This window comes from Actinomadura sp. 7K534, assembly GCF_004348575.1.
Taxonomy (GTDB): domain Bacteria; phylum Actinomycetota; class Actinomycetes; order Streptosporangiales; family Streptosporangiaceae; genus Spirillospora; species Spirillospora livida.
The window spans coordinates 1-11,078 of the sequence record NZ_SMKB01000233.1; the positions used below are offsets into that span (position 1 = coordinate 1).

Here is an 11,078-nt window from a genome sequence, read left to right on the forward strand (position 1 = left end):
GGGGTGGTGGATGGCGGGCATGGGGGATGCGCTTGCCGCGCAGGTGTATGGCGCGTGCGCCCGGAGGTTAGGAGAGGCGGGTGGCGAGTAGGTCTCGGCAGACTTCGCCCAGGTCTAGGTCGGCGCCGCTGATGGCTCGGGGGAAGAGGCTCGTCTCGGTCATGCCGGGGGCGACGTTGACTTCCAGGAAGTGGACTTCGCCGTCGGGGGAGACGATGAGGTCGGTGCGGGAGAGGTCGCGGAGGCCGAGGGCGCGGTGGGCCGTGACGGCGGCGGCGGTGGCGCGGGCCGTGGCGTCGGGCGTGAGGCGGGCCGGGGTGATGAACTCCGTGTCGCCGGCGTCGTAGCGGGCGGTGTAGTCGTAGCGTCCGCCGGGGGCGACGATCTCGACGGCGGGGAGCGCCACGGGGACGCCGTCGCGTTCGATGACGCTGACGGCGACCTCCGTGCCGGCGACGTACTGCTCGACGAGCGCGGAATCGCCGTAGGCGAAGCAGCCGACCATGGCGGCGGAGAGGTCGGCGGCGTCGTGGACGACGGAGGCACCGAGAGCCGATCCGCCTCGGGTGGGCTTCACGAAGAGCGGAAGGCCGAGACTGCGGATGATTCGATCCAGAACGGACGCCGCACCGAGGTCGTGGAAGATCTCCTTGGGAAGCGCGACCGACTTGGGGGTCCGGAGGTCGGCGCGTCGCACGACGGACTTGGCGGTGGGCTTGTCCCAGGCGACACGACAGGCGTCGGGACGGGCGCCGACGTAGGGGACGTCCAGGAGTTCAAGGATGTCGCGGATCGAGCCGTCCTCCCCCGCGGCGCCGTGCAGGACGGGGAACACGGCGTCCGGCGGGTCTTCGGTGAGGGAATCGAGGAGTGTCGCGTCCGCGTCGCGGAGTTCGACGGGTATGTCCAGGGCGCGCAGTGCGTCCGATACGCGGCGGCCTGAGCGGAGTGAGACCTCCCGCTCGTAGGAGAGTCCCCCGGCCAGGACGACGACATGCCCGAGTTCCACTGGTTGGTACTCCTCTACGTGACGGGGTGCGAAACGAAAGCGCCGGCCCCCCGGTCGGCGAGGCCGGCACGTTTCACGTGAAACATTCAGACGACGTCCGGGCCGGGCGCCTGGAAGCCGGTGGAGCCGCCCGTGACGGCACCGCCGAAGGTGTCCCGGAGTCGGATCTCATCCTCCACCACTCCGGCGAGCCGCCGGATGCCCTCGCGGATCCGGCCGGGCTCGGGGAAGCAGTAGGAGAGCCGCATGTGGCGGTGGCCGGTCCCGTCGGCGAAGAAGCCGGTCCCCGGGACGTACGCGACCCGTTCGGCGATCGCGCGGGGCGCCATGGCCTTCGCGTCGAGGCCCTCGGGGAGCGTCACCCAGACGAAGAAGCCGCCGTTGGGGCGCGTCCAGGTGCAGCCGTCCGGCATGAGCTGTTCGAGGGAGTCGAGCATCGCGTCGCGGCGCGCCCGGTAGAGCTCGCGGAAGTCCTTGATCTGCTCCCGCCACGGCTGCGTGGCGAGGTACTCCCGGACGGCGAGCTGGGAGAAGTTGGACGGGCACAGGATCGCGGACTCGGCGGCCAGCACGAGCTTGGCCCGGACGGCGTGCGGCGCCAGCACCCAGCCGACACGGAGGCCGGAGGCGATCGTCTTGGAGAACGAGCCGAGGTAGATGACGCGGTCCGAGTCGTCCGCACGCAGCGCCCGCATGGGTTCGCCCTCGAAGCCGAGGAGCCCGTACGGGTTGTCCTCGACGACCAGGACGTCGTATTCGGCACAGATTTCGAGGATCTGCGCGCGGCGCGCGGTGGTCAGCGTGACGCCCGCGGGGTTCTGGAACGTCGGGACGGAGTAGAGGAACTTGACCGAGCGTCCCTCCCGGCGCAGCCGCGCCAGGGTCTCGCGGAGCGCGCTGGGAACGAGGCCCGCGTTGTCGAGGGGGACGTGCACGACGTCCGCCTGGTAGGACGCGAACGTGCCGAGCGCACCGACGTAGGAAGGCGCCTCGGCGAGGATGACGTCGCCCGGGTCAATGAAGATCTTGGTGATGAGGTCGAGTGCCTGCTGGGCGCCGACGGTGACGACGACGTCGTCCGCGGACGCCTGGATGCCCTCGAGGGACATCACCTCGCAAATGTGCTCGCGGAGCTGTCCGTCGCCCTGCGCGGATCCGTACTGCAGGACGTCCGCGCCCTTGCCCGCGACCAGTTCTCCGACCATCTCGCCGACGGCGTCGAGGGGGAGCGCGGAGACGTACGGCATCCCGCCGGCGAGGGAGACAACCTCGGGACGGGCGGCCATCGCGAACAGAGCCCGGATCTCGGAGGGCACCATGCCGGCGGCGCGCGCGGCATAGCGATCGGTGTAGGCATCTGTGCGCGAATGCTGTTCCACGAGGCACCTCCGAGGTGGACTGGCTTGCCCTGCAAACTACGCCATTGGCTGGGACGATCCGGCGCAGCCCCTAGCGCGTCGCCTCGGTTCGTCCTGTCGCCGGGACGCTTCGGGCGGGCGGTTCCGGCGCAAGATCCTTACCGGGCGCGCCATCGGGGTAGGGACTCCCCTGTCCGATACGATGCCCGAGGATCCCGGAATGTTTCCGGGGATTCCGCGAGTGGCGTTCCGCCCGAGAAGCCCGCCGGCCCGGCCCGGCCGCAGGTTTCGATCGCAACAGGGGGTGCCGACCCGGTGTCGCGTCGTCTGGTCAACATCACGCTGGACAATCTCGGCGATCTGCCGCATCGCTGCCGCAGTTGCGTGTTCTGGGAGCTCGACCCGGTCAGCCGGGACCGGGCGCTGGCGACCGGTGACTCCGCCCTGGAGAAGGAGGCGTGGACCTCCTCGACGCTCCTCGAATGGGGCAGCTGCGGCAAGATCGTGTACGTCGACAACGTCCCCGCGGGTTTCGTCATGTACGCGCCGCCGCTGTACGTCCCGCGCTCGGTGGCGTTCCCGACGAGTCCCGTCAGCGCGGACGCGGTGCTGCTGATGACCGGGCACATCCTGCCGGAGTTCGCGGGCGGCGGGCTCGGCCGGATGCTGGTGCAGGGCGTCGCGAAGGATCTCACCCGGCGCGCGGTGAAGGCGATCGAGGCGTTCGGCGATCTGAAGGGCGAGGAGGGCGGGTGCATGGTGCCCGCCGACTACCTGCTGTCGGTCGGGTTCAAGACCGTCCGCCCGCATCACCGGTATCCGCGGCTGCGGCTGGAGCTGAAGTCGGCCCTCTCGTGGCGTGAGGACGTCGAGGTCGCCTTGGAACGCCTCCTCGGCTCCATGACCCCGGAAGGCGCCCTACGGCCCGTCTAGGACTCTCTCAGCCCTTCTACGACGGCTCCCTCGTCCACCACGTCCAATCACTCTCCCCTGGCGGCGGGGCGGGGTCTCCCACCACGGGTTATCCACAGGACGCGATTTCGCTGCCCCACGTCTTGGTGAGGCTTGACGCTGGAGGTAAGCGGTCCGCCCCCTGGGCGGGCGGGGCACGCTTTTCATCCATATGCGGGGTGCTTAGATGCCTGTGGCCCGCGCTCCTTGGTGGAGTGCGGGCCACAGGCGCAGTTCGGAAGTTCAGATGAACTCGGAGAGGTCCTTCAGGAGGGCCGCCTTGGGCTTGGCGCCCATGATCTGCTTGACGACCTCGCCGCCCTTGTAGACGTTCATCGTCGGGATCTGCATGATGCCGTACTTTTGCGGCACCTGCGGGTTCTCGTCGATGTTGAGCTTCACGATCTCGATCTTGTCGCCGTGCTCCTTGGAGATCTCCTCCAGGATCGGCGCCACCATGCGGCAGGGGCCGCACCACTCGGCCCAGAAGTCGACGAGAACGGGCTTGTCGTTTTCCAGGACTTCGGACTTGAAGTCGGCGTCGGTCACGGCTTTCATGGTTCTCCTCTGTTCTCGCGCGCAGGTGGGGCTCCGCGCGTGTCTAGCGGTCGTGCTCCGGAGGCCGGGTGCGGGCGTGCTGTCCAGGGCCCCGTCGCACGAGAAGCGTCCGGCGGCGGACGCGTGTGACGGTTACTCAGGATTGCGGGACGTTGTCCGCGGCGTCCTGGTCCTGGAGCCACCGCTCGGCGTCGATGGCGGCCGCACAGCCGGTGCCGGCGGCGGTGACGGCCTGACGATAGATGTGGTCGACCACGTCGCCGCAGGCGAACACGCCGGGAACCTTCGTCTTCGTGGTCGGGGAGTCGACCAGCAGGTAGCCGTCGGTGTCGGTCTCCAGCTGGCCGGCGAAAAGCTCGCTGCGCGGGTCGTGGCCGATCGCGATGAACAGGCCGGTGACCTCCATCTGGGACACCTCACCGGTCTTCGTGTTCCGGACGGTCACTCCGGTGACGCGGTCGTCGCCGGTGATGCCGGTGACCTCGCTGTCCCACAGGAACTTGATCTTCTCGTTGGCGAACGCGCGCTCCTGCATGATCTTGGAGGCGCGCAGCTGGTCGCGGCGGTGGATCACGGTGACGGAGCGGGCGAACTTGGTGAGGAAGATCGCCTCCTCCATCGCGGTGTCACCGCCGCCGACGACGGCGATGTCCTGGTCGCGGAAGAAGAAGCCGTCGCAGGTCGCGCACCAGGACACGCCGCGCCCGGACAGGCGCTTCTCGTCCGGCAGGCCCAGCTCCCGGTACCCGGAACCGGTCGCGACGATCACGGTCCTGGCGAGGTAGGTCTCATCGCCGACCTTGACGACCTTGGGGTCCGCGGTGAGGTCGACCTCGGTGACGTCGTCGGTGATGAGCTCGGCGCCGAAGCGCTCGGCCTGCTTGCGCAGGTTGTCCATGAGGTCCGGGCCCAGGATGCCGTCCGGGAAGCCGGGGAAGTTCTCCACGTCGGTGGTGTTCATCAGGGCACCACCGGCCGTCACCGAGCCCTCGAACACCAGCGGCTTCAGGTCGCCGCGGGCGGCGTAGACGGCGGCCGTGTAGCCCGCGGGGCCCGATCCGATGATGATGACGTTACGGACGTCGCTCACTGTTCTGCGCCTCTCCTCCATGGCCACCTGTGCCGCTAGTCGCGTCAACCGATCCTAGGCCCCGCTGATTCCCGCCACACCGGCGTGTCCGTCGCGGCGTCCCAGCGTCGGGCGCCGGAGCGGCCTCCGGCGGGCCCGCGGCGGCCATGCGACGGGCCCGCGGCGAGCCCTGTGGCGTGATCGCGCGGCGTCGCTCGCGACCTGCCGGAGGCGCCGCCCGATCGAGGTCCCGCGGGCTCACAGCCCGCCTTCAGAGCTGATCGGTATCCGCCGGGCCGTCTGCATGCTTGGTCATAGGGTGTGGGGCATGGCGCGTGTTCTGCTTCTCCACTCGATGTACGGGTTGCGGCCCGCGGTGCTCCAGGCGGCCGAGCGGCTGCGTGCGGCCGGGCATGAGGTGCATGTTCCCGACCTCTACGACGGACGGGTCGTCGACACGTCCGAGGCGGGCATCGAGATCAAGGAGGAGATCGGCCGGGACGAGCTGCTGCGGCGGGCCGTGGCGGCGGCCGCGCCGCTGGTGGGTGAGGGCGGCCTCGTGTACGCGGGGTTCTCGCTCGGTGGTTCGCTCGCCCAGAACCTCGCGTTCGCGGACGCCAAGGCCGCCGGGCTGCTGCTTCTGCACGGAACGTCCGACATGGCGGACGACGTCTCCACCGACATCCCCGTCCAGCTGCACGTCGCCGATCCCGACACCTACGAGCCGGTCGACTGGCTGAACGCCTGGTACCTGCGGATGCGCCGCGCGGGCGCGGACGTGGAGATCTTCCGCTACCGGGGCGCCGGGCACCTGTTCACCGACCCGGACCTGCCCGACCACGACGCCGAGGCCGCCGAGCGCGCCTGGACGATCGCCCTGGACTTCCTGGACTCCCTCTAGAGCGCGTGGCGGCCGGGCGCGGGGCGGGTCAGGTGTTCTTCAGCGTCTTCAGGACGCCGGGGTCGCCGGCGGAGCAGTCCGGGCCGACGACCCAGACGTTCCACTTGCCGGACTCGTCGCCGCGTGCCGCGATGACGTAGGCGGGTTTCCCTTCGTAGGCGGCCTCGTCGACGAGGTCGGGAGCCTTCCCCTGGGTGACGGCGTAGACGCAGCCCCTGAGCCGTGGACCGGCCGGGTCCGCCGCGGCGGCCTGCCGCCTGCTGTCCAGGAGTTCGGCGACCTGGGAGCCGAGTTCGCCGGCCCGGTAGTCGGTGCCGCTGCGGGCGACGTTGAAGGCCGGTGCGGGCGATGGAACGGCCGCCTTCGGCCCTACCTCGGTCGAAGTGGAGCTGTCCTGCGGCGGGGTATTCGCGGCGCCGTCCTCGGTGTCCGCCCCGTCCAGGGCGATCGAGCCGACCGCCGCTCCGCCGCCGACCACGATCACGGCCGCGGCGGCCGCCGAGAGCATCCGCCAATGGCGCCTTCCGCGCCGCTGCTCCATGCTCACCACGGTGGCCGTGTTCAGCGACTCCGCGGCGATCGCGGTGTCGATGCGCTCGGCCAGTTCGGCGGGCATGGACGGCACGGGTGCCTCCGCCAGGATCCGGGACACGTCCGCAAGGTCGGCGGACAGGTCGCGGCATTCGGCGCAGGTGTCGAGGTGCGCGCTGACGGAGGCGGCTTCGTCGTCTTCGAGCAGTCCCTCGGCCAGGTCGGCCAGGACGTCGTAGTCAAGATGTGCGGGGTTCACTTGGGCATGCCACCTCCTTCCACACCTCCGACGTTTTTGTGTTCCCGTCGGTTCCGGTGGTGCACGAGAAGCGGCGCGAGCCTGGCGCGGCCCCGCGCGCACCGGCTCTTGATCGTTCCGGCTGGGACCTCCATGACCTGCGCGGCGTCGTCGACGGAGTAGCCCATCATGTCGACGAGGACGAGGGCGGCGCGCTGCTCGTAGGGGAGCTGCTGCAGCGCCGTGGTCACGTCGAGGGAGACGCCGTGTGCGTCGGTCGGGTCGGGCATCTTCGGCGCGACGGCGTCGAACGTGGCGTCGTCGCCCATCGGCGTCGCCGGGCGGACGGACTTGCGCCTGATGCGGTCCAGGCACGCGTTGACGACGATCCGGTGCAGCCAGGTGGTGACGGCCGCGTCGCCGCGGAACCGCGCGGCGGCGCGGAACGCCGAGAGGCAGGCGTCCTGCAGCGCGTCCGCCGCCTCCTCCGGGTCGCCGATGGTCCGCAGGGCGACGGCCCACATGCGGTCGCGGTGGCGGTGCACGAGTTCGGCGAACGCGTGCGGATCCCCCTGGGCGTGGCGGGCGAGGAGCTCCTTGTCGGGCACCTCGTCGACCCGACGCATGCTCACCGATGTCATGAGCGGCCGCTTTCGTGTTCTGGACGCTCGGTCGGTGCGGGGCGTCCACGACCGGCTGCTGGGGAATGCACCACAGGTTCCTGGGGGCGAGGGGACAATCTGCTCACAGGCACGATACAGACATGCGCCACTCCCCGTCACAGCTCAGGAGCACCGCAACGAGGGAGATCAGCCCGCCGCGCCGTAGACGGTGACCTCGCCGAGCCTGCCCTTGGCGGGCGACGAGGGGAGCTTGGTGAACCAGACGAGGACGTACTGCCCGGTGACGTGCGGGTTGGCGGTGACGGTGATCTCGCCGCCGTTGGGCGTCTGCTGACCGACCGCCTTCAGGCCGCTCAGCGACTGCGAGTCGCCCACCCTGACCTGCAGCGTCCCGCCGCTGACCGGCGAGTGGATCTTGACGTTGGCGATCTTGACCGGCTTGCCCATGTCGAGCAGGACGCCGAGGCCCTTGGAGTAGTTGCCGAAGTTGGCGTCGGCGTAGCGCTGCGTCGCCCATTCGCCGCTCGGCCGCCCGTCGATGACCGTCTCGATGTCGTCGCCGATGGCGGTGTCCTGGTTGGTGGGGCGCGAGTCCTGGAAGGGGGTCGCGTTCTGCGCGTCCAGCTTCACCACGGACGGCTTGGGCTGCGCGCTCTGCTGGCCCGGGTCGGTGACGCCGCCGCCCTCCGGGTCGCCGCCGCCGCTGGACAGCGCCCAGACGCCTATGCCGACGATGACGGTGAGCGCCGCCGCGGCGACGCCGAGGAGCGCGCGGTTGCCGAAGGGACCCGACCCGCCACCGCTGCTGTGCGCGCCGCGGCTGCGGGCCGGTGTCGTGCGGGTGGACGACGCCGCCGGCGGCGCGTAGTCGGCGTGCTGGGCGCGCGTCCGCGGCGGCGGGACGTGCGACGCGTGCGTGCGGTCCCGCGCGGACGGCTGGTCCGGCCGCGTCGTCGTCGACGTCGCGCGGCGGGGAGCCGCGGGGCGCGGGGTCGGCGGCTGGGCGTTGCCGAGCCCGGCGAACAGCGGCAGCGGGGTCCGGGGGACGCCGCGCAGCGCCTTGGCCAGGTCGGCGGGGGACGCGAGCGGCTCGGCCCGGCCGATGCCGAGGCAGCGGCACACGAGCGCGTCGACCGCGTGCGAGATGCCGGCCTGGACCTGCCGGGGCGCGTACGGGACGCCGTCGGCCGCGGGCGCGGCGGGCAGCGCGGAGCCGCTCTCGTCGCCGGGCCAGTGCGCGGTGAGCGCCGCGTACAGCATCCGGCCGAGGCCGCGGACGTCGTCGCCGCCGGGGTCGTCGGAGTGCATGTCGCCGAGGACGGCGTTGGTCGCGACGCCGAGCAGCTTCACGGTGCCGCCGGTCGTCCAGACGAGGTCGCGGGGGGTGAGGCACAGGTGCGACAGGCCCGCGGCGTGCGCGGCGGCGATGGCCTCGGACGCCTCGTACAGCAGCGTCGCGGCGCGGCCGGGCTCCAGCGGCGCCTTGGCGAGCATGCCCTCCAGCGTCTCGCCGGCGACCCATTCGCTGACGACGTAGGCGCTCTCGCCGCTGTCGTCGGCGTCGAACACCTGGGTGAGCCGCGGGTCGGTGAGCCGGCTCGCCGCGCGGGCGGAGGTGACCACCTCGCCGATCCGGGGGAACTTCGGGTCGAAGGTGCGGACGGCGACGGCCCGGGCGAGGATCTCGTCGATGGCCTTCCAGAGGCTCGATCCGCCTGAGTCGCTGATGCGCTCCTCAAGCCGGTAGCGGCCGGCGAGACGTGTGCCGGGCTCGATGACGGACGTGCTCACGGCAGCGTCCTGCGCAGGTGGTCAGATCCCATGTTAGTGGCGTGGCAGCTTACGCCTCCGACCCTCCTCTTTGCGTTCCCCAGGGTGTCGCCCCGCAAGCCGTAGTCCCCCACATGGTAGTGGCTACTCGCACGAGTGGCCCGCCTTATCGCCGCGCGTCCTTTTTACTTTGCCGTGCTTTCCGGGCGCGGAGGTCAGCGGCCGGGCAGTTTCCGGGCGAAGGTGGAGATCGCCGTTTGGACCTCGTCCACCCGCAGGAGCTTCGTGAAGACCAGGTACAGAATCCCGCCGCCGGCGGAGCCGACGACCAGCGTGATGAGCGCCGGGACCAGCGTGGAGGTATCGCCGACGGCGTCGGCGACGGTGCGCGTGGCGTAGGCGAACCCGATCAGCGGCCAGATCGCGACCGCGAGCTTAAGGTGGCCGCCGACGATGCGCCGCCCGTCGATGCCGCCGAGCTTGCGGCGCAGGACCAGCCAGCAGGTCAGCGTGCCGACCACGTTGGTGATCGCGAACCCGCCGGCGATGCCGACCACGATCCACCGGACGTCCAGGACGCTGTAGGCGGTGAACGCCATGATGATGTTGGTCGTGACGGTGACCATGCCGATCAGCGCGGGCGTCCTGGTGTCGCGGTGGGCGTAGAAGACCCGCAGCATCAGCTGGTAGATCGAGAACGGCACGAGCGCGATCGCGAACATCTGCATCACCCGCGCGATGACCAGGGCGTCGTCGGCGGAGGTGTTGCCGTGCGCGAACAGCACCGTGGTGATCTCCGGGCCGAGCACCAGCATCAGCGCCGCCGCCGGCATGATGATCACCGAGGAGAGCCGCAGCCCGGTGGAGAACGCGGCGCGCAGGTCCGCGGTCTTGCCCTCGGCGGCGAACCGGCTCATCCGCGGCAGCAGCGCGGTGATCACCGAGACGCCGACGATGGCGTACGGCAGCTGGAAGAGCTGGTAGGCGTTGAAGTACGGCGTGTACCCGTAGCCCTCGCCGATGCCCTCGTCCACCGCGAGGTTCCCGGCGCGGTTCGCCAGCGCGGTCACGACGGCGAACGCGGCCTGCGTGGCGACGACGTACACGAGCGTCCAGGCGCCCAGCCGCAGGACCTCGCCGATCTCGCCGCGCTGGAAGTCCAGCCGCGGCCGCCACCGGAACCCGACCTTGCGCAGGGACGGCCACAGCGCGACCGTCTGCAGCACGATCCCGCCGGTGGTGCCGAGGGACAGCAGCATCATCTGGCCGTCGGTGATGTCGGACGGGGTGACCGGCCCGGCGGTGATCGCGAGGAACGCGCCGCCGACGCCGATCACCACTATGTTGTTCAGCACGGGCGCCCACATCGGGGCGCCGAAGCTGCCGCGGGTGTTGAGGATCGCCCCGGCGAACGCGCCGACGCCGTAGAAGAACAGCTGGGGCAGGAAGAACCGCGCGAACAGGATCGCGACGTCCCGCTGGTCGCCGGTGAAGCTGCCCGCGAGGATGTCGATGAACAGCGGCGCGCACAGCACCGCGATCACGGTGAGGACGGCGAGGCCGATCACCGCGAGGGTGAACACCCGCTGCTCGTACCGCTCGCCGTACTCGCGGTCGCGTTCCTTGGCCCGCACCAGCAGCGGGACGATGACGCTGACGAGGATGCCGCCGAGCAGCAGGTCGTAGATCTGGTTGGGGACCGTGTTGGCGGTGTTGTAGGCGTTGGCGAGCATGCCGGTGCCGAGCGCGGCGACGATGACCGCCGTCCGCAGGAACCCGGTGACGCGGGACGCGAGCGTCCCCACCGCCATGATCGCGCCGGAGCGCAGCAGGCCGCCGCCGCCACCGGTCGCCTGGCCCGTGCCGCCGCCCTTGGGGGGCTCCCCCGGGCCGCCGCCGGGGAGCGTGTCCACCCCCGGCTCGCCGCTGCCGCCGGGGAGGGGGATGTCAGTCGCGGTCTCCGCCGCCGCGGGGCTCCCCGTCGCCGGCGGTGCGCCCGCCGCGCCCGGGGGAGTTCCCGTCGGCTGCGGGCTCGGGTACCGCGTCCCGGGGGGCTGCGGGGTCCATCCC

Annotated in this window: 10 protein-coding genes; 2 read left to right on the plus strand and 8 right to left on the minus strand. The window is 71.1% G+C overall.

Annotated elements, in window-relative coordinates; genetic code table 11:
* Positions 1-67 precede the first annotated feature (67 nt).
* Both E1266_RS30435 and E1266_RS30440 read right to left on the minus strand, forming a co-directional pair.
* Complete coding sequence (locus tag E1266_RS30435) at positions 68-1,009, minus strand: D-alanine--D-alanine ligase (RefSeq protein ID WP_132052905.1); 942 nt, start codon at positions 1,007-1,009, stop codon at positions 68-70.
* 86 nt (positions 1,010-1,095) lie between these two features.
* The gene (locus E1266_RS30440; RefSeq protein WP_243719075.1) at positions 1,096-2,388 is read right to left on the minus strand and encodes a PLP-dependent aminotransferase family protein; all 1,293 of its coding nucleotides are present in this window, start codon (positions 2,386-2,388) and stop codon (positions 1,096-1,098) included.
* Between the two features lie 294 nt (positions 2,389-2,682).
* On the opposite strand from E1266_RS30440, the gene E1266_RS30445 reads away from it, so the two are divergent.
* Positions 2,683-3,300 (plus strand): GNAT family N-acetyltransferase, encoded by a 618-nt coding sequence (locus E1266_RS30445; protein WP_132052907.1) that lies wholly within the window; start codon positions 2,683-2,685, stop codon positions 3,298-3,300.
* A gap of 261 nt (positions 3,301-3,561) precedes the next feature.
* On the opposite strand, the gene trxA is transcribed toward E1266_RS30445, so the two are convergent.
* Positions 3,562-3,876, minus strand: a complete 315-nt coding sequence (gene trxA, locus E1266_RS30450) for a thioredoxin (RefSeq protein ID WP_132052909.1) — start codon at positions 3,874-3,876, stop codon at positions 3,562-3,564.
* Between the two features lie 136 nt (positions 3,877-4,012).
* Positions 4,013-4,966: a thioredoxin-disulfide reductase gene (gene trxB / locus E1266_RS30455; RefSeq protein WP_132052911.1), complete on the minus strand. Its 954-nt coding sequence runs from the start codon at positions 4,964-4,966 to the stop codon at positions 4,013-4,015.
* A 307-nt stretch (positions 4,967-5,273) separates the two neighbouring features.
* On the opposite strand from trxB, the gene E1266_RS30460 reads away from it, so the two are divergent.
* Positions 5,274-5,846 carry a dienelactone hydrolase family protein gene (locus E1266_RS30460; RefSeq protein WP_132052913.1) on the plus strand — a complete coding sequence of 191 codons (573 nt, stop codon included), beginning with the start codon at positions 5,274-5,276 and terminating at the stop codon, positions 5,844-5,846.
* Between the two features lie 28 nt (positions 5,847-5,874).
* Here the strand turns inward: E1266_RS30460 and E1266_RS38355 are convergent, their stop codons facing one another.
* From E1266_RS38355 to murJ, 4 genes are all read right to left on the minus strand, one after another.
* Positions 5,875-6,636 carry a zf-HC2 domain-containing protein gene (locus tag E1266_RS38355; protein WP_165966271.1) on the minus strand — a complete coding sequence of 254 codons (762 nt, stop codon included), beginning with the start codon at positions 6,634-6,636 and terminating at the stop codon, positions 5,875-5,877.
* On the minus strand, positions 6,633-7,256 hold the full coding sequence (gene sigM / locus E1266_RS30470) for an RNA polymerase sigma factor SigM (RefSeq protein WP_207946004.1): 624 nt from the start codon (positions 7,254-7,256) through the stop codon (positions 6,633-6,635). The genes E1266_RS38355 and sigM overlap by 4 nt, the downstream gene beginning before the upstream one ends.
* A gap of 168 nt (positions 7,257-7,424) precedes the next feature.
* A complete protein-coding gene (locus E1266_RS30475; RefSeq protein WP_132052915.1) occupies positions 7,425-9,029 on the minus strand; it encodes a protein kinase family protein in 1,605 nt (534 codons plus the stop codon).
* A gap of 194 nt (positions 9,030-9,223) precedes the next feature.
* The coding region (gene murJ, locus E1266_RS30480; protein ID WP_347876757.1) for a murein biosynthesis integral membrane protein MurJ at positions 9,224-11,078 on the minus strand (1,855 nt) is incomplete at its 5' end.